Source organism: Desulfuromonas thiophila (genome assembly GCF_900101955.1).
Classification (GTDB): Bacteria; Desulfobacterota; Desulfuromonadia; order Desulfuromonadales; family Desulfuromonadaceae; genus Pseudodesulfuromonas; species Pseudodesulfuromonas thiophila.
Window position 1 is genome coordinate 451165 of the sequence record NZ_FNAQ01000001.1, and the last position, 18337, is coordinate 469501.

The 18337-nt window shown below is 65.2% G+C and carries 20 protein-coding genes; all 20 read right to left on the reverse strand.

What is annotated here, in order from left to right:
* Positions 1–67 precede the first annotated feature (67 nt).
* Positions 68–943 carry a type II secretion system protein GspN gene (gene gspN / locus BLR80_RS02010; RefSeq protein WP_092075728.1) on the reverse strand — a complete coding sequence of 292 codons (876 nt, stop codon included), beginning with the start codon at positions 941–943 and terminating at the stop codon, positions 68–70.
* 1 nt (position 944) lies between these two features.
* Positions 945–1481 carry a type II secretion system protein GspM gene (gene gspM, locus BLR80_RS02015; RefSeq protein ID WP_092075730.1) on the reverse strand — a complete coding sequence of 179 codons (537 nt, stop codon included), beginning with the start codon at positions 1479–1481 and terminating at the stop codon, positions 945–947.
* Between the two features lie 5 nt (positions 1482–1486).
* Positions 1487–2878 (reverse strand): type II secretion system protein GspL, encoded by a 1392-nt coding sequence (gspL, locus tag BLR80_RS02020; RefSeq protein WP_092075732.1) that lies wholly within the window; start codon positions 2876–2878, stop codon positions 1487–1489.
* Between the two features lie 153 nt (positions 2879–3031).
* On the reverse strand, positions 3032–3964 hold the full coding sequence (gene gspK / locus BLR80_RS02025; protein ID WP_092075734.1) for a type II secretion system minor pseudopilin GspK: 933 nt from the start codon (positions 3962–3964) through the stop codon (positions 3032–3034).
* Entirely contained in the window at positions 3964–4602 is a 639-nt protein-coding gene (locus BLR80_RS02030) for a prepilin-type N-terminal cleavage/methylation domain-containing protein (RefSeq protein WP_171906275.1), read from the reverse strand. Before BLR80_RS02030 ends, gspK begins: the two co-directional genes overlap by 1 nt.
* A complete protein-coding gene (locus BLR80_RS02035; protein WP_092075738.1) occupies positions 4580–4954 on the reverse strand; it encodes a type IV pilus modification PilV family protein in 375 nt (124 codons plus the stop codon). Before BLR80_RS02035 ends, BLR80_RS02030 begins: the two co-directional genes overlap by 23 nt.
* On the reverse strand, positions 4941–5438 hold the full coding sequence (locus tag BLR80_RS02040) for a hypothetical protein (protein WP_092075740.1): 498 nt from the start codon (positions 5436–5438) through the stop codon (positions 4941–4943). Before BLR80_RS02040 ends, BLR80_RS02035 begins: the two co-directional genes overlap by 14 nt.
* On the reverse strand, positions 5431–5877 hold the full coding sequence (gene gspG, locus BLR80_RS02045; RefSeq protein ID WP_092075742.1) for a type II secretion system major pseudopilin GspG: 447 nt from the start codon (positions 5875–5877) through the stop codon (positions 5431–5433). The genes BLR80_RS02040 and gspG overlap by 8 nt, the downstream gene beginning before the upstream one ends.
* A 33-nt stretch (positions 5878–5910) precedes the next feature.
* Entirely contained in the window at positions 5911–7128 is a 1218-nt protein-coding gene (gene gspF / locus BLR80_RS02050) for a type II secretion system inner membrane protein GspF (RefSeq protein WP_092075744.1), read from the reverse strand.
* Between the two features lie 3 nt (positions 7129–7131).
* Positions 7132–8820, reverse strand: coding sequence for a type II secretion system ATPase GspE (gene gspE / locus BLR80_RS02055; protein WP_092075746.1), 1689 nt, complete (start codon positions 8818–8820; stop codon positions 7132–7134).
* Positions 8820–10775 carry a type II secretion system secretin GspD gene (gene gspD, locus BLR80_RS02060; protein WP_092075748.1) on the reverse strand — a complete coding sequence of 652 codons (1956 nt, stop codon included), beginning with the start codon at positions 10773–10775 and terminating at the stop codon, positions 8820–8822. The genes gspE and gspD overlap by 1 nt, the downstream gene beginning before the upstream one ends.
* A 16-nt stretch (positions 10776–10791) precedes the next feature.
* Positions 10792–11709, reverse strand: a complete 918-nt coding sequence (locus BLR80_RS02065; protein WP_092075750.1) for a type II secretion system protein N — start codon at positions 11707–11709, stop codon at positions 10792–10794.
* Positions 11710–11925: 216 nt separating this feature from the next.
* The gene (locus BLR80_RS02070) at positions 11926–12180 is read right to left on the reverse strand and encodes a FeoA family protein (protein ID WP_092075752.1); all 255 of its coding nucleotides are present in this window, start codon (positions 12178–12180) and stop codon (positions 11926–11928) included.
* A gap of 120 nt (positions 12181–12300) precedes the next feature.
* Positions 12301–12900 carry a PqiC family protein gene (locus BLR80_RS02075; RefSeq protein ID WP_092075754.1) on the reverse strand — a complete coding sequence of 200 codons (600 nt, stop codon included), beginning with the start codon at positions 12898–12900 and terminating at the stop codon, positions 12301–12303.
* Positions 12897–13889, reverse strand: a complete 993-nt coding sequence (locus tag BLR80_RS02080; RefSeq protein ID WP_092075756.1) for an MlaD family protein — start codon at positions 13887–13889, stop codon at positions 12897–12899. Before BLR80_RS02080 ends, BLR80_RS02075 begins: the two co-directional genes overlap by 4 nt.
* The gene (locus tag BLR80_RS02085; RefSeq protein ID WP_216095157.1) at positions 13889–14668 is read right to left on the reverse strand and encodes an ABC transporter ATP-binding protein; all 780 of its coding nucleotides are present in this window, start codon (positions 14666–14668) and stop codon (positions 13889–13891) included. Before BLR80_RS02085 ends, BLR80_RS02080 begins: the two co-directional genes overlap by 1 nt.
* A 2-nt stretch (positions 14669–14670) precedes the next feature.
* Positions 14671–15789 (reverse strand): ABC transporter permease, encoded by a 1119-nt coding sequence (locus BLR80_RS02090; RefSeq protein ID WP_092075758.1) that lies wholly within the window; start codon positions 15787–15789, stop codon positions 14671–14673.
* Positions 15786–16610, reverse strand: coding sequence for a metal ABC transporter permease (locus tag BLR80_RS02095; protein WP_092075761.1), 825 nt, complete (start codon positions 16608–16610; stop codon positions 15786–15788). The genes BLR80_RS02090 and BLR80_RS02095 overlap by 4 nt, the downstream gene beginning before the upstream one ends.
* Complete coding sequence (locus tag BLR80_RS02100) at positions 16607–17368, reverse strand: metal ABC transporter ATP-binding protein (RefSeq protein WP_092075764.1); 762 nt, start codon at positions 17366–17368, stop codon at positions 16607–16609. Before BLR80_RS02100 ends, BLR80_RS02095 begins: the two co-directional genes overlap by 4 nt.
* 4 nt (positions 17369–17372) lie before the next feature.
* Positions 17373–18287, reverse strand: a complete 915-nt coding sequence (locus tag BLR80_RS02105) for a metal ABC transporter solute-binding protein, Zn/Mn family (RefSeq protein WP_092075766.1) — start codon at positions 18285–18287, stop codon at positions 17373–17375.
* Positions 18288–18337 lie beyond the last annotated feature (50 nt).

Consider the following 18337-nt stretch of genomic DNA (forward strand, 5'->3'; position numbering starts at 1 on the left):
ATGTATTCCGCGAAGCTAATCAGTGGCGCTGCACTTGTCAACCGTCACGCCGGAAAACCGTCGCGGATCAGCGCAGCTGAGGTCGTGCCAGGGTGCCGCCCAAACGCAACCGGTAGCGACCATCGCTGGCAGGCTGACCCAGCAGGCTGAGCAGTGGTCGGGCAAAGGCCAGCTCGTCGCTCAAGGGGCCGAACTGCAGTTCGCCAGCGAGGCGGCTGCGCTGGGGATTGTCGGTCAGCTGGATGCGGGCGTTGCCGTTCAGACGCAGGGGCCCTGCCGGATTGTCCAGCTGCAGCTGCAGGGTGTCGCTGTCGCTGCCCTGGCCATTGAGCTGCCAGCGGCCCAGTTCCAGGGGGACCGCCGGTCCGCCCAGGGGTTCAAGGCCGCTTAAGCGCAGCTGGGTCAGGTTCAGGTTGAGCTGGCGGGTGCGCAGCAGTTGGCCCTGCAATTGCCCCTGCAGGTGCAGATTGTCGAGCTGAGCTTCCAGGCGAAGCTGCGGCAGCGCCGGCAGCTGCACAACCGCCTGCATGGCGCTGGCTTGCAGACTGATGTTGCCATCGGGTCGGGCTTGCAGTTGCAGCGGGCCACCGAACAGCTGGCCGCGCAGCAGCAGCCGTGGCTTGCCGGTCAGCAGCGCCGTCAGGGGCAGCCGCAGCTGCAGCCGGTCGAGCTGCAGTTGGTTGGCGGGCAGATGCACTTGCAGATGGCGGGCGTTCAGGCGCAGCAGGCCGGGTCGGCCGACACCCTCCAGCCGAACCTCGAGGGGAAAGCCGGGCGGGACCAGCGGCTTGAGAGCGCGGTTGATTTCGAGGTTGAGGCGCCGTTCCAGAGCCTGGGTCGGAAACAGCAGCCAGAAGCCGGCCAGACAGCTCAGCAGGGTCAAGCCAGCCAGACCCAGAAGCGGCAGCAGGCGGTTACGGCGACGGTTGGTGGGCGCGGTCATGCTATTCCTGACGGTAGGCGGCGATCAGCAGCCGGCTGTCGAGCAGATCGGCCGCGTCAAAACGGCTTTGCAGGTTCAGGGCAGTGACGCGCAGGGGTGCCGGTGCCTGTTCGATCTGTACCAGTAGCTGAACGATCTGGTCGAGGCGTACGCGCTCAAGCTTCACCTCGACGGCCTCCTGAATCAGACCATCAAGCTGAACCGGGGTTAGCGGGCGCATGGCGGTGAGATTTTCCCGCCCGGCGATCTGACTGATCTGGCCTTCGACAAAGGAAAACAGGGAAAATTCGGCCGGCGGCTGCTGCAGGCGTTGCAGTTGCTGCTGCAGCTGGAGGTATTCCTGCCGCAGTCCGTCAAGTTGCTGCAGCTGGTGTGCCCGGCTGGCAATACGCTGGTCGAGCTGGTGGCGGTAGTGCTGATAGGGTGCCAGCAACACAAGATAGACCAGCAGGATCAGCAGGGTCAGACCGGTCAGAAGCAGCAGCAGGCGCTCGCGCGCGGTCAGGCTGCTGAAGGAGGGCAGAGTCCAGGAAGCCATGGCGATCAGGATCCTTTCCCGGCAGTGGGGGTCAGCTGCAGGCGAAAATGCACCTGCTGACCATCCAGCGCCATCTTGGCGTCGGCGATACGGACGGCCGCCAGCAGTGGGCTTTTGCGCAACTCGGCAGCCAGCCGGTCGACCCGGTCGAAGGAGTTGGCGCTGCCGTCGATGGCGATGTCTTTTTCTTCATAGGTAAAGCGGGTCAGGCGCAGGCTGCTGTCGTCCGGCGCCAGACGGGAAAGCTCGCGCAGCAGGGCCAAGGCCGAGTTGCTGGTATCAAGCCCGACCTGCTGGCTGATCTGGCGCAACTGTTCGGTGGCGTTGCGCATCTGCAAGTCGGCATCGACCATTGCCGTGCCCGGCGGCAGGGTCTGGCGGAACAGGGCGGTCAGTTGTTGCTGATAGGTTTGCGCCAGCTGCTGCTTATGGCGCAACTCCAGCAGAGCCGCGCTGCCTGCGGCCAGCAGGCTGAAGGTCAGCAACAGAGCGCCGCCGATCAGGTGTTTTTTCAGGCGTCCCAGGCTGTGTCGTGGCGCGAAGGCACCCGTGCGCAGGTTGAAGGCCGCCTCGCCGTCCTGTAGGGCGGCCAGGCAGACCGGCAGCAAGGCGGTGCTCAGGGGCGGACCGTCCGCCGGTGCCGGCGGCAGGGGCAGGGGCTGAGGGTTTAAGTCAATCCGGCGCAAAGCGTCGGATAGTTGGGCTTCGCAGCCATCGCCTAACAGATAAAGGGCCGGAAGAGGGCAGCGATTGGCGTGGCACAGTCGTCGCGCCTGCTGCTCAAGGTGCCGGGCCAGATGTTCCGTGGAACTCTGGGGCAGGGTACTGCTGAGGGTGGTGACAACCTGGCTGTGCTGCAATAGCGCCAGGTGCAGCTGCTGTTCGTGCGCCAGCACCATCAGGCCGTTTTCGATCCAACGGGCCAGCACTGCGGCCTGGCTTAGGGGGGTCAGCCCCAGTTGCTGGAGTGGCAGGCCGGCGGCATCGAAGGGTTCGAGGGCTGCGGCAACGGCATTGACGGGCACGCTGGCCACCAGGGTGCTGCAACCGGTTCCTTCGGCCTGCAGTGGCCCGAGGGCCAGCTGGTGGTCGGTGATATCAAGGGGCAGGCGGCTTTGCAATTCCATGCGAGCAGCGGCCGTCACCTTGCGCGGATCGCTGAAAGGGAACTCCAGCCGTCGGACGTAGCCCTGCAGCGCGGGCACCACCGCCAGCAGCCGGTCCGCGAATCCCAGCCGTCGCTCCAGCAGACTGGTCAGCTGCTCGGCCAGGGGGCGCTGCGGATCGCGGGCCAGCTGGCACAGGCGTTCGAGCTGCAAACTGTCGCCCTGGCCGCTGAACTGGGCCAGGCGCAGCTGGCTGCTGCCGATTTCGATGCCGATGCGGCGTTTGCTCATGGTGACTTCCTTTGCAATGGCAACGGGCGCGCAGGGCGCAGGCGCCCTGTGCGGGTTTTTAGCAAACGATGGCGCGGGTCGTTTCCCCTGGCCACAAAAGTGCAGCCTGCCTTCAGTTGTGGAGGCGGGTTGCCCCGCCCGTGGCGCGCCCGGTCAGTAAACGCGAAAGCGCAGCAGCCGGTCGTTGTCTTTTTGCACGATGGCCTCAATGCGGTAAAAACCCTGGTTGATCTGGGCCTGGCTGTCGATCCGGTAATAGACTGCCCGCGTCTTGAGCTGGGGACTGAGCGCCCAGTAGAAATCCTCCCAGCGGGGCAGCTGCTTCAACTCCTCCAGCTGGCGGAACGGCTGTGCCTGACGCCGGCGGACGATCTGCTCGGCCCGTTCGAGGTCAAGCTCGGCACACAGGGCGCAGAGGACCTCGGCGCTGGCCGAGTTCAGATGCAGGCGACTGTCGCCCTTTACGTCGACGTGGGGCCTTAGCCGTTCGATATCGGCGGCGCTGAAGCCTTCCACCAGCGCCAGCTCAGCAACCGTCTCCAGTGGTCCGTTGCGGCAGCGCAACGGCGGATCGCGGCGGGCGTAGACAGTGCTTTCCGCCCCGGCTGGTTCGGCAATGTCGTCGGCGTCGAGCCAGTCGATCAGGGCATCAACGCGCTGGTGCGGCTGATCAAGCCCCAGCAGTTCAAACAGGCGCAGCAGCTGATCCTTGACCACCGCGTCGGTGTTGCCGGAGCTGTGAATCAGCCGGTTGAGATTGATACGGCCGTCGAGAGGCTGCAGTTGCAGGCTCAGCAGGCCGAAATCGCCTACCGGATACTGCTGCAAACCCTGAGCCCAGAGCTCATCGGCGCCATCGTAGCTGTTGGTGTCACGGCTGAGCAGGCTGCGGCCGAGTTGCAGGCCACCGCGGGCCAGATAGGAGGCCTGGGTGCTGTCACGCTGGGTCTGGGCCAGGCGCAGATCCACCAGGGTGGAAAAGGCCAGCTCGCTGATCAGCAGTGCCAGCAGGCTGGTGACGACCAGCACCAGCAGCAGAGCGACACCGCGTTGGTTGTGCAAGGGTGCCAGCAGAGCGGCCCGCATCAGTCTTGTTCTCCGGCCAGCGGCAGATCAAAAGCGGTCAGCAGGTGCAATGGCTGATCGGCCTGTTGCAGGCTCAGGCGCAGTTCGATACGCTGCGGCAGGCCGCCATCGCGGTCGCTGTCCCAGTCGTCGCGCCAGTCTATACCGTCATGGAAGCGCCACTGCAGTGCCAGTATGGCGCTGGTCACGCGCAGGCCGCGCTCAGCGGTGCGGGTTTCCAGCAGACCGCGGGCATAACGTCGCAGCGTTGCGGGAGCGTTGCGGTCGAGACGTTCAAGGGCGTAGCGCACAGCGATGGCCTGACCCGCCGGCGCGCCCGGACTGACGGCCGAGAGGCTGGCGAACTGCAGATAGGGGTTGCCGCGGCTGTCAAATCCGGCGCTGAAACGGCTGCCGTCATCGCCGCCGGGCGGCAGGACACTGCGCAACTCGCGCGCCAGCCGGTCGCACAGCACCCGCGCCTGATGATAGAGCGCCGCTTCGTCGCGCAATTGCTGCTGGGTCTGAGACAGCCCGCCGAACAGCCCGTAGAGAGCCGTCAGCACCAGACTGACCAGGGCTACAGCCACCAGCACTTCCACCAAGGTGAAGCCGGCCTGGCCGGAACGGCAGCGTTCAGTCGAGGACAAAGGAATCAAGCCATACCTCTTCGTTGCGGGCCGGGTCGCCCCAGCGCACCGAAACCCGAACCTGCCGCACCTGGGGCAGAGGCGTGGTGCTGAAGCTGACCTGCCACTGATAGAGGTCGAAGGGGGCCTCCCAGGTGCCGCTGTCGTCCTGTTGGTCCAGTTGCCGCTGTGTTGCCAACGCCTCGATTTCGCTCATCTTGTGCTGGGCCAGCAGGGTGGCCGTGGTGATGTGGCGTACCTGGGCATGGCTGGCGATGCAGCGGTTGGCCAGCCCCAGGCAGCTCAGCAATGCGATGGCGATAATCGCTAGGGCGATCATCACTTCCAGCAGGGTGAAGCCGCGATGATCAGTCGAACACATGGTGTCCTTCCCGAATCAGCCCCTGGGCACTGAGCGGCTCCAGATGCAGACTGAGCTGGCGGTCACCCTCCTGCTGCAGATAGAGGGTGGTGGCCGGCAAATAGCCTTGTGGCAGAAATTCCACCGTCGCCGTGCCGCGGGTCAGGCTGCCCTGCTCTTCAATGCGTAATTCGCACAGACGGACACCGGCGGGCCAGGTGCCACCGCCCAGACGGCCGTCAAGCCGTAACCATTCGCCGCTGTCCTGCAGCCGCTCGGCCCGGTAGTTCTGGCCGTCGAGATCGAACCACAGCCGGTGGCGGGCACCGGTCAGGGCCGCCTCGTTGAACAGGTGGCGCGCCAGACTGGTCAGCCGGCGGGCACTCTGGTCCAGCGCATCCTGCCGGTAGATGTCGAGCGCCGGCAGGCTCAGCAGGCCGAACAGGCTCAGCAGCAGCAGAACCAGTCCCAGTTCGACCAGGGTGAAGGCCCGCGTGTTATTCAAGCTCCCAGCTTCTGACATCGGCATCCTTGCCTTCGCCGCCGGCTTCACCGTCGGCGCCGTAGGACAGCAGATCGAATTCGCCGTGCAGTCCCGGAGACAGGTAGATGTAGGTGCCGCCCCAGGGATCCTGTGGCACCTTATTGATGTAACCGCCTTCGCGATAGCGCAGTGGGATGCGACCGCTCTGGGGCTTGGTTACCAGCGCCTGCAGGCCCTGTTCGGTCGAAGGGAACTGGCCGTTGTCGAGTTTATAGAGCCCCAGCGCCTCTTCGAGGCTTCTGACCTGCATTTCGGCTTTGGTGCGGCGGGCCTGTTCCGGTCGGTCGAGCAGTTTGGGCACCACCACCCCGGCGAGGATGCCGAGGATGACGACCACCACCATGACTTCAATCAGAGTAAAACCGCGCTGGTCGCGCGCCAGCAGGTTCTGTCGGTTCATCAGTTGTTCTCTCCTTGCAGGTTGGCAATCCTTTTAACCCAGGCCCTGACTGGCCTGGAAAATCGGCAGCAGCACTGCCAGTACGATAAAACCCACCACCGAGCCCATCAGCAGAATCATCAGTGGTTCCAGCAGTGCCAGCAGGGTAGCGAGACGGATTTCCACCTGTCGTTCCTGCTGGTCGGCTACCTTCAACAGCATTTCTTCGAGGGTGCCGCTGCGTTCGCCGACGGCGGTCATCTGCGCCAGCAGCGGCGCGAAGGCGCCGGCCTGGTGCAGGGGCGCGGCCAGGCTGATGCCCTCGCGTACGGCAGCCTGGGTGGCGACGACGGTCTGGCGCAGCAGCTGGTTGGTCAGCAGGCTATTGCTGATCTCCAGCGCGCCGAGCAGGGGCACACCGCTGCGCAGCAGGGTGCCGAGGGTGCGGCTGAAGCGGGCGGTGGCGATGGCCCGCTGCAAGGGGCCGATCACCGGCAGGCGCAGCAGGGCGCGGTCGCAGCGCAGCCGGCCGGCGGGACTGCGGTAGTAGCGACGCAGCAGCAGGCCCAGGGCACCTCCGATCAGCAGCAGCAGCCAGCCGTAACGTGCCAGCAGGGCATTGCCGCCGATCAGCAGGCGGGTGGCCAGCGGCAGACTCTGGCCCAGGTCAACCAGCATCCGGGTGATCTTTGGCACGACCACGCTGACCAGAAACAGCAGGACGCCACTGCCCACCAACGCCATCAGCAGCGGATAGGCCAACGCTGCCGTGGTGCGCGATTTCAGTCGTGCCTGCTCTTCGAGAAAATCGGCCAGTTGCAGCAGAACCTGATCGAGCGAGCCGCTGCTTTCACCTACCTCCACCAGTCGCTGATACAGCGGAGGAAAACTGCGTTCCTGAGCGGCCAGGGCCTGATGGAAGGCACTGCCCTGGCGCACCTGCTCGCGCAACTGGCGGAACAGGCGGGCCTGGGCCGGTTTTTCCACCTGGTCGGCCAGGGATTGAAGGGCCTCGTCAAGAGCCACGCCGGCCTGCAGCAGGGTCGCCAGCAGGCGGGTATGGGTGGCCAGATCGGCGACCGGCAAACGCCCCGGCCGGCGCAGCTGGCGCAGGCCGGGCGTCGCCGAGCGGGATTGCTGTTCACTCAGCTCGGCGACGAAAATTCCCCGGCTGCGCAGGGTTTCCTGAGCGGCGCGCTTGCTGCCGGCCTCCACCGTGCCGCGGGTCTTGCGGCCCCGGTCATCGAAGCCGGAATAATCGAACAGCGCCACGGCCTAGTTCTCCTCGCGAGTCACGCGCAGCACCTCTTCCAGGCTGGTCAGTCCCTGGCGCGCCTTCTCCAGCCCCGCCTGCCGCAGGGGCACCATGCCCTGGCCGATGGCCAGCTGGCGCAGACTGGCGGCGTCGCTGTGTTGCAGCAGGGCGCTGCGCAGATCCTCGGTGAGGATGAGCAACTCGTAGATGCCGCTGCGGCCACGGTAGCCGATCTGCATGCAGCGGTCACAGCCGCGGCCGCGATAGAAGGGTGGCGCCTTGGCCGGATCGACGCCCAGATCGCGCAGCAGGGTCGCTGGCGGCTGCACCTGCTCGCGGCAGTGCGGACAGATGGTGCGGACCAGTCGCTGGGCCAGGATGCCGACAATGGAGGAGGCGGCCAGGAAGGGCTCGATGCCCATTTCGACCAGCCGGGTCAGCGCCCCGGCGGCATCGTTGGTGTGCAGGGTGGAGAACACCATGTGGCCGGTCAGGGCCGATTGGATGGCAATTTCGGCTGTCTCGCGGTCGCGGATCTCGCCGACCATGATGATGTCGGGATCCTGTCGCAGAATCGAGCGCAGACCGTTGGCGAAGGTCAGGTCGATCTTGGGATTGACCTGGATCTGGCCGACGCCGGCCAGCTGGTACTCAATGGGATCCTCGACGGTGATGATGTTCTTGTCGCGCTCGTTCAGGCGGCTTAAGGCGGCGTAGAGACTGGTGGTCTTGCCGCTGCCGGTCGGGCCGGTGACCAGAAAGACCCCGTGCGGCGTGCGGATCAGCCGATCCACCTGGGCCAGCAGGGCCGGTTCCATGCCGATATCCTCCAGCGCCAGCACGCTGCCGCCCTTGTCGAGCAGGCGCAGCACCAGCCGTTCACCGAAGGCGGTCGGCAGCGAGGAAACGCGCACGTCAATATCCTTGCCAGCGATGCGCACGCGGAAGCGGCCATCCTGCGGCAGGCGTTTTTCGGCGATGTTGAGACCGGCCATGATCTTGATGCGCGAGCTGATGCTGGCTGTGGCGCGCGCCGGTGGCCGTAGCACCTCATAGAGCAGGCCGTCGATGCGATAGCGTACCACCAGCGCGTTTTCAAACGGTTCGATGTGGATATCGCTGGCGCGTTCCTTGTAAGCCTGGGTGATCAGGCTGTTGACGAAGCGGATTACCGGAGCCTCGTCATCGCTGTCGAGCAGGTCGGCCGGTTCGAGATTGCGACTGAAATCGCTGCCATCGTCTATATCGCTGATGACATCCTGCGCCTGGGTCGAGCGGCTTTCAAAGCTGCGGTTGATCAGCTCCAGCAGCGCCGGTTCGGCCGCGACCTGCACCCTCACCAGGGCTTCGCTGCGCTGGGCCAGATCGTTGATGGCATCAAGATCGAGGGGATCGGCCATGGCCAGTTCCAGCACGCTGTCCTGCTGCCGCAGGGGCAGCAGCAGATGCTGGCGGGCATAGGCCAGGGGGATCAGATCGAGGAGTGCGGTATCGCTGATCTGGGCCGGCAGGTTCTCCAGCAGGGGCAGATCGAGTTGCTCGGCCAGGGCGGCAGCCAGCTGTTCGGCACTGATGGCACCCTGTTCGCGCAGCAGCTGGCCCAACCGTCGGTCCGGATGCAGCTGCTGGCTGGCCAGGGCCTTGTCGAGCGCCACCGCTGACAGGTCACTACGGCCTTGCAGGATTTCGCCGATGCGCTTGCCCTGCATCAGTTGGTCTCGGTTTCGTTGGCGCGCCGCAGTTCATCAAAGGCGGCGCGGTTGCTGTCACTGATGCGGTCAAGTTCCTCCTGAGAACCGATGACCGTCGGTGTGATGAACACCACCATGTTGGTCTTCTTCTCCTCCAGACTGCTGGAACGGAACAGCAGTCCCAGCAACGGGATGTCTCCCAGTAGGGGGACGCGCGATTTATTTTCCTGCAGGTTGGTGGAGATCAGGCCACCGAGCACCACCGTCTGGCCGTTGCGCGCCAGCACCGTGTTGGTGAGTTTGCGGGTGGTGAAGGTCGGACCCACCTGGTCCACATTGCCGACATTGGTGCTGGCCAGGTCGGTGGTCTCCTGATAGATGGTCAGCCGGACCAGGTTGCCTTCGGTGGTCTGTGGTTTGAAGCGCAGGGTCAGGGCGACGTCCTTGCGTTCGATGGCGACACTCTGGGCCAGCGAGTCGCTGCCGCCGGTATCGGTCAGGCGTTGGGTGATGATGGGCACGTTGGAGCCGACAATGATTTCGGCCTCCTCATTGTCCGTGGTCAGCAGCCGGGGGGCCGACAGAATGTTGACATCGCCATCGGTTTTCGACAGCTGCAACAGGGCGGCGAAGGCCGGCAGGTAGAGGGTTTCACCGCTGGCCGGATCGGTGTAGCTGATCAGCTTGCTGAAACCGCCGGCCATGATGCCCTGGACGGCATTGGTCAGCAGGTCGGCACTGACCGCTTTTTCCATGTTGGAGCTGATGCCAACCACGCCCTCGTCACCGATCTCGAAACCGCCCTGCAGGCCCAGCCCGAGTTTCTGGGTTGCCTCCATCGACAGTTCCATGATCAGCGCCTCGACATAAACCTGTTTGCGGCGGATGTCGAGCTGACGGATGATTTCACGGATGACGCTGTAGTCTTCCGGCGTGGCGTTAACCACCAGGGCGTTGGTGGCCTTGTCGGCCGTGACGCTGACCTGGGTTTTGATCGGGCTGTCGGCGGCCTTGGCGGCATCGGTTGTGCCGGTCGGGGCCGGTGCCGCCTTGACGCCGCTGAGGATTTCGTTGAGCGTGGTGCTGAGGGTCTCGGCGTCGGCGTTTTCCAGATAATAGACATGGATGCGGGCATGTTCGCGTACCGGCTGCTGATCAACCTCGGCGATCAGCTGCAGCAGACTGGTCATGTCCTCGCTGCTGGCCATCAGGATCAGCCGGTTGGTGCGATCATAGGCCAGTACCTTGCTCTCGGCCGTGGTGGCGCTGGTGGTGACATTGGTGCTGCGGCGCCGGTTGAGATTGCGCGCTGGCCCGGTGGCGAGAATCTCATTGCAGATTTTCGCGGTTTCGGTGGCATCGGCATAGCGCAGGCTGACCACCTTGAGCTGATGCTGCGACAGGGGCACATCCAGCTCACGCAGAATACTGACCAGCCGGGCGATGTTGGCGGCGTTGTCGCTGATGATGAGCTTGTTGGAAGGCTCGTAGACCACCACGTTGCTGGTTTTGGGCATCAGCGGGCTGAGGATCGATTCGGCCACATCGGCAGCGTTGATATGGCGCAGCGTCAGCATGCGGGTGACGAACTGATCGCTGGCCTCGCCGGCACGCAGGGTGGGCAGTCCCACCTCCTTGGCGTCGCGAGTCGAGACGATCTTGTTGGTCGCGCCACTGGGGACGACGGTGTAGCCCTTGATGTTGAGCACGGTCAGGAACAGGCGATAGGCCTCCTGGCGGGTCATCGGTTCGGATGAAATGATGGTGGCCTTGCCGCGAATGCTCTCGTCGTAGACGAAGTTCCTGCCGGTCAGGGCGCTGATGGTCTGGATCAGTTCCGTCAGCTCGATGTCCTTGAAATCGAGCGTGATGGCGGCTTCCTCGGCCGCCGCGCGGGGCGGCATGGTGAAATCGGACAACAGCAGGCCGCAGGCGGCGAGGATCAGAACCCACTGGCGGATCAACAGCTTCATCACCTAGGAATCTCCTTTATTCGATGTCGTAGGCGAAGGTCAGTGGCTGGCTCTGACGTTCCAGAGCCAGTCGCAAACTTTTGGCCTCGCGCAGTTGCTGGAAAATCTGCAGCCCTTTTTCCGGGCTGTCGAGGGGGATGCCGTTGACCTGCCGCAACACGTCGCCCCGTTTGAGGCCCATCTGTTCGAGCAGGGTGCCTGCCTGGATATGGCGGATAACGAAACCGGTGGTCTGGCCCTGGACAACCAGCGCCTCCAGCCGGGCCTGCTGCAACAGCTGGCCGATGTTGTCGCGCAACTGCCGGGCCTGACCCGCCGCGATGCGCCAGCGGTTTTCACCCGCCGCTTCGATGGCGTAGTTCTGTGGCAAAGGGGGCGCAACACGGCCGGTAACGGCAGCCCGGGCCGGTCGGCTGGCCGCCGGAGCGTCGCTGAAGGCCAGACGCAGCAGGCTGCCATCACCCTGGCGCAACAGGACCTGAGCCGGTGCGATCTGTTCAATGCGCCCCGCTCCCGGCAGGGTTTCACCCGGGCGGTAGATGCCGATCTGACCATCGCGTGCGATGACCGCCAGGGCGGGGGTACTGCCGGCGACGGTGCCGATCAGGGTCAGATTGGCTGGAGCCTCGCCGGCGATTGCGGCTGGCCTGGAGCTGCCGGCGCTGCCCGCTGAAGAAACGGCAGCAGGTCGCGTTAGGGGGGCCAGCCGTGAGTGAAATAGATTGCGTTCGAGAATCCGGCCGTTGTCGGCCGGTGGCGCGACCGCCGGTGCTGCCGGTGCTGCCGGTGCCGGTCGGCCGGCGGTTGCTGGGCTGATGCCGGGATCAAGCAGCAGGCCGCTGATAACCGCCAGCAACCAGGCCAGCGCCAAGCCGGCAAGAACGCAGAGGCCGGCATAGTACAGTGGCAGATAGCGGTCGAAGCGAGCAAACATAAAGACTTCTCCGAAAGACTTTTCCGAAACAACCGCACGCCTGTCACATGCGAAACGCTTTTCGGCGTTGTGGTGTTTCTGGCACGGACGCCACAGGTGGTCTGTCCGGGACGGGCGCTGATGACAGGCGAGTGTAGCAGAAAAGCAGCGCGGGAAGAACGGTTATTCTTTTCTTCTGAACCTGGCTGGCGGATAGCTGCGGGGTGAGGCCGAGGTTCAGGCCGGGGGTGGCTGCTGGCGTGGGCAGTTGCGCTGGCAGGCCACCAGAATGTGCTCGGCCAGTCCCTGGCCGAGGGCCAGGCGGACACCCTTGGCCAGTACCAGCACCGGGCCGTTGCCGCAGGAGAGGATTTCGATCTGCTCGCCGGGCATCAGCCCCATGGCCTGCAGTTTCTGGCGGATCTGGCTGCCGCCGACGAAGCCCCGGATGTAAACGGTTTCACCATTGCGGCATTGGGAGAGAGGGCACATGGCGTCTTCTTGGACTAAGGGTTGCGGGCGGCTGTGTACCGCTCGGGGGCGCTTTGCCTGGCACAGCGGCTGACCAGCGGCATTGTAGACAGGCCCCCGCTCAGCGTCAAGCCGGGCGCTTCAGGGTTCCTTGCCCAGCAACCTGGCCAGATCGGCGGCCAGATCCGCGATCAGCTCCGCCTGGGTCGCCACCAACTGGGGGTAGTCCGGTCCGGTTATCTGGCGCTGGTAGTGCAGCTGACCCTGCTGGGCGGTTCGCCGGGGTCGGCGCAGCAGATAACGTGCCTGCAACCGGGCTGCGCCTCCCGGCACCCCTTCGAACTGGTTGATCCAGAGCTCCAGCTGGACATCTGGTGCCGCCGCCAGTCGCCAGGGGGCGGGCCGTACCAGCAGGCCGGGTTGGTGCCGGCTGAGCTGTTGCACCAGCAGTCGGCTGATTTCATCGCTCAGTCGACCGGCCCAACGGTCGAATTCGGCCAGCGCGATGCGGTTATCGCTCGTGCGGGTGACGATTTGCGGTCGGTCGAGGTATTGCGCCAGATGAATCGGTCCCAGCTCGACCTGTTGCGTAATGGCAGCGCTCGTCGTGGCGCCGGTGCCGGCCAGCTGCTCGGAGGACAGCAGGTAAAAGCGGGCTTCGTCACTGGTTCCGCCGATGCAGGCGCTGCACAGCAGGACCGCTACCAAAGAACTCAGCAGGCGGACAGGGAAAAACGTCATCGGGGGTCTCCGGAGAGGGCCTTGCCCTGCAGCAGGGCTTCAGGGTGGCGTTGCAGATAGTCGGTGAGCTGGCGCAGCGAATGGGCGCTGGCGCTGATTTCGTCAAGGGCTTGCAGCAGGGCGGCACGCTCGGCCGATTCCGCCGCCAGCAGACCCTCACCGTTGGCCAGGGTGCGGTCGAGCTGCTGCAGGCTCTGGCGCCCCTGGGCCAGGGTGGTGTCAAGGGCGGCCAGGCTGGCGCCGGCCCGGCCGGCCAGGTCGCGGTAGGCGGCGCTGAGCTGCGGCAGTTCCTGGTCGGCCCGACCAAGCAACTGCTGCAGCTGGGCCAGCACCTGGGCGAAGCGGCTGAGGCTGTCGCGGGTGGCTGGTGCGTTGAGCAGCTCCTCGACGGAGCCGATCAGGCGGTTGAGATTGACCAGCAGATCCTCCACCGGCAGGGCGCGCAGCTGATCGATCAGGCTGGTGGCCACGTCGGCCAGTTCGCCGAGATTGGTGCGAACCGTCGGCAGTTCGGCCAGATCGCCGTTATGGCCCAGATAGCGCGGTGGCCGGTCGGGAAAGAAATCGAGCGCCACCATCAGTTTGCCGGTCACCACACTTTGCATCTGCAGCTGGGCACGCAGGCCGCGTTGCACCAACTGGAGCAGAGCGGTGTCGAGCTGCTTCGGGGTCAGGCTGGCGCTTTTGCCGTTGCCGGTGACGTCGCGCAGGCGGGCGGGGTTGATGTCGATGACCACCGGAATGCGCACCACCAGATCGCCTGGATCGTACTGTACCTGAATGTCGCGCACCGAGCCGATGCGCACCCCCTGAAACATGACCGGCGCGCCGACGTCGAGGCCTTTGACCGCCTCGTCGAAGAACAGCACAAAGCCGACCTCCTGACGCAGCAGCCGGCCGGAACCGAGCAGCAGCAGGGCACTGACGAACAGCACCAGTCCGCCCAGCACAAAACTGCCAATCCACAGATTCTTGCGATCGGAAGCCATCAGAATTCTCCTGTCGGCGGCGAGCTGGCTGCGCCGCGGGTCAAAAAGGCGCGCACCAGCGGTTGGTCGCTGTGGTCGCGCAGCCAGGCGGGCGGTCCCTGGGCGATGAGGGTTTTGCTGTGCGGATCCAGAAAGATGCTGTCACTGCCAATCGCGAAGATACTGGCCAGTTCGTGGGTTACCACCACAATGGTGGCGCCGAGGCTCTCGCGCAGCTGCAGGATCAGATCGTCGAGACGGCGGGCGCTCAGCGGGTCGAGCCCGGCCGAGGGTTCGTCGAAGAACAGAATCTGCGGGTCCAGTGCCATGGCGCGGGCCAGTCCGGCGCGTTTGCGCATGCCACCGCTGATCTGTGACGGATAGAAGTTGCCGTAACCGGCCAGGCCGACCAGTGCCAGTTTCAGCTCGACCAGTTCGTCGATCTGACGCCGATTGAGGTCGCTGTGTTCGCGCAGTGGCAAGGCCACATTCTGGGCCAGGGTCAGGGAACTGAGCAGGGCCCCGCTCTGAAACAGCACACCGATGTGGCGGCGCATGGCGGTACGATGATCCTCCGGCGCCTGCCAGTAATCGGTTCCATCGAGCAGAACCCGTCCCCTGGCCGGCGCCATCAGGCCGGTCAGGTGGCGCAGCAGCGTGCTTTTGCCGCAGCCGCTGCCACCCATGATGATGAAGATGGCATTACGCGGCACCGAGAAGTTGAGGTCGCGCTGAATCAGATTGCTGCCATAGGCCATGGTCAGATCCTGCACGACAATGGGACAAGGGCTGTCCTGCATGACTAGACTCCGAACAGATCGGCCAGCACGGCAAACAGACCGTCGCAGACGATGATGGCGACAATGGCGCTGACCACGGCCGAGGTGGCGGCGTCGCCGACGGCGGCGGCGCTGCGGCCACACTGCAGGCCGCGCAGACAGCCCGCCAGCGCGACGATGACGCCGAAGACGACGCTCTTGCCCAGGCCGAGCAGGAAATGGTTGAGGCTCAGGGCGGCCAGGGTCTGGTGCAGATACTGGTTGAGCGGCAGGTCGAGCAGACCGCCGGCCACCAGCAGGCCGCCGGCCATGCCCAGCAGGTCGGCGTAGAGGCACAGCAGCGGCAGCATCAAAATCAGCGCCAGCATGCGTGGCAGCACCAGAAACTCCATCGGATCGATGCCGAGGGTACGCAGGGCGTCAATTTCCTCGTTGACCTGCATGGTGCCGATCTGGGCAGCGAAGGCGGCGCCGGTGCGGCCGGCCATGATGATCGCCGCCATCATGGCACCCATTTCGCGCGTCATGCCGATGGCCACCAGGTCGGCGACGTAGATTTCGGCGCCGAACAGTTTGAGCTGAACCGCGCCGACGAAGGCCAGGATCAGGCCGATCAGCACGGCTACCAGGGTAATGATGGGCAGGGCCTGGGCGCCGCTGCAGTAGAGCTGGTCGCGCAGATCCTCGACGCGAAAGCGCGCACGGCCGCGGGCGAAACGGCCGAAGGCCAGACTGGCGGCGCCGATGAAGGCCAGGCTGGCGGCAACGCCACTCAGCTGCCGGCGGGCCTGGGCGCCGACCCGTTCCGGCAGGGAGGGGCGGGGGCGGGCAGGGAAGCGGGCTGGCGGTACGGCGGCCATCAGCTCAAGCAGCTGTTGCGCGCCGGCCGGCAGGGCGGTCAGTTCCAGGGGGCGCTGTGTTTTGTCGGCCAGCTGCTGCAACTGGCGAATGAACAGCAAAAGCAGGCTGTCCCAGCGGCCCAGGGCGCTGCCATCGAGTTCCAGCCCGGCGATATCCTCGTGTTGCAGGGCGCTTTCCACCGCGGCCAGATCCGGCAGGTGGCTGTCCCGGTGCCAGTCACCGCTCAGGCACAGCCGCAAATGGCGATCCTGCTGCTGCAGCCGCAACCTGGCCTCGGTCATGCTGTGCTCCGGCCCAGCAGGCGCTGCGCGACCAGACTCAGCAGGTAGACCAGACCGCACAGCAGGGCGATGACGGCACCGGCCGGCAGGTCGGCCTGGAAGGACAGGGCCAGCCCGGCCACCAGGGTCAGGGCGCCGATCAGCGTGGCGCGCAGCATCATGCCGTGCAACGAACGCGAAAACAGGCGGGCGCTGGCCGCCGGCAGGCACAGCAGGGCAATGACCAGAATCAGGCCGACCAACTGGATCAGCAGGACCACCGTCAGGGCGACCAGGCACAGCAGCAGGGTCTGCAGCAGCTCGACCCGGATGCCGCGGATGGCGGCGAATTCGGCATCGAAGCACAGCAGCAGCAGCTGGCGGTGGAACAACAGGAAAAACAGCAGGATCAGACCATCGAGGGCGGCGATGAACAGCAGGTCCTGGCGCGAAATCATCAGCACGTTACCGAACAGGTAGCTCATCAGGTCGACGTTGTAGCCCGGCGTGCGGGCGATGAACAGCACGCCGCTGGCCATGCCGATGGCCCACAGGGCGCTGATCAGCGTGTCCTCCTGCTGGCTGGCGTAACGGTTGACCAGGCTGATGAGAATGGCCGCCAACAGGGCGCACAGCAGGGCGCCGTGCAGCGGTGCCTGACCGAGGTAATAGGCCATGCCCATGCCGCCAAGCACCGTGTGGGCGATGCCACCGGCCATATAGCCGATACGGCGTACCACCACATAGGAGCCGACAATGCCGCAGGCGATGCTGGCCAGCAGGCCGCCAAGCAGGGCGCGGGCGAGAAAGTCGAGATGGGTAAGGGCTTCAATAAAGCTCAAGAGGGATCTCCGTTGGGCGGCTGCCCCGGCAGCTGGGTGTCGTGGTGGACCTGAGACAGCCGGATGCCGTAGAGCGCCTCCAACTCGGCGCTGTCCACCGGGCTGTGGGCATGACAGACCAGGGTGCGGTTGAGGCAGGCGACCCGGTGAACGCAGCGGGTGACAAAACCCATATCATGGGAAATCAGCACAATGCCGAGCTGGTCGTGCAGGCGGTGCAGCAGGCTGAAGATGCTTTCGCCGTGATGCGGATCGATGTTGGCGGTTGGCTCGTCGAGCAGCAATATCCGGGGGTTGCCGGCAAGGGCGCGGGCAATCAGCACCCGCTGACGCTGGCCGCCGGACAACTCCAGCATCGAGCGCTGCTGCAGGTCGAGAATGTCGGTACGGGCCATGGCCTGTTCGGCGGCGGCGCGGTCGGCGGCGGTATAGCGCCAGCGGCTGGTGGCGCAGCCGAAACGCCCCTGCAGCACCGTGTCGCGCACCGTGATGGGGAAGGCGCTGTCAAAGGTGGCAAACTGGGGCACATAGCCCAGCAGATGGCGGGCCTGGCGCGGGCTGGTGCCGAACACCTCAATCTGGCCGCTGGCGGGTTTGAGCAGGCCCAGAATCAGCTTGAGCAGGGTGCTTTTGCCACCGCCGTTGGGGCCGACAATGCCGAGAAATTCCCGGTCCTTCAGTTCCAGATCGATGTTTTCCAGAATCGGCCGGGCGCCATAGCGGAAGGAAACCTGATGCAGTCGGATGCAACTGGCCATGGGCTCAGGGTTCCAGGGCCTGTTTGAGCGCGGTGGCCGTGGCCCGCAGCATGGCGGGCAGGTCGGCGGACAGGGGATCAAGCGGCACCACACGGGCACCGATCTGCCGGGCCAGGGTGGTAGCGGCCCGCTGGCTGAACTGTTGCTGGACGAAGATAACGCCGATATTTTCTGCCCGGGCCTGCTGGATCAGACGGGCCAGATGTGCGCCGCCCGGTTCCTTGCCGGCCTGCTCAATGGCGACTTGCTCCAGACCGTAGCGCGCGGCGAAGTAGCCCCAGGCCGGGTGGAACACCATGAAACGGCGGCTCGACAGCCCGGCCAGTTCGGCGCTGATCTCCTCGTGCAGAGCCAGCAGTTGCTGCTGTAGCCGACTCAGGCGCTCGGCGTAAAGGGGCGCCTGAGCCGGATCGTGCTGTTGCAGAGCCTGGCACAGGGTGACAGCAATCTGCGAGCAGAGCAGGGGATCGAGCCAGACGTGGGGATCGCGTTCGTCAGCCTGGTGATGATGGGTTGCCGTATCCTCTTCGCCCGGATGGTGATGGGCGGCGAGCTGGCGCAGCGGCAGGCCCTGCAGGCAGTCGATCAGCTGCAGGCCGGGGGCGTTCTGGCGCAGACGTGGCAACCAGATACGTTCGAAGGGCACGCCGATACTGAACAGTAAATCACTGTCGACGATCTGGGCCATCTGCTGTGGTGTCGGATCGAAGGTGGCCGGACTCTGGCCCGGCCCGATCAGTACCCGGATCTGGGCGGTTTCATCGACCAATTGTTGCAGCAGGTATTGCTGTGGAGCGACACTGACCAGCAGTTTGAGCGGTGCGGCCAGCAGACTGGAGGGCAGAGACACCAGCAGCACCAGCAGAAACAGCAGCAACGGGCGGCGGGTGGTAGGCAGCAACGGGCACAAGTCAGGCATGAAATCTCCGGCAGGGGGCAAGTGCTGGCAGCGTGGCGCTGCGGGACAGC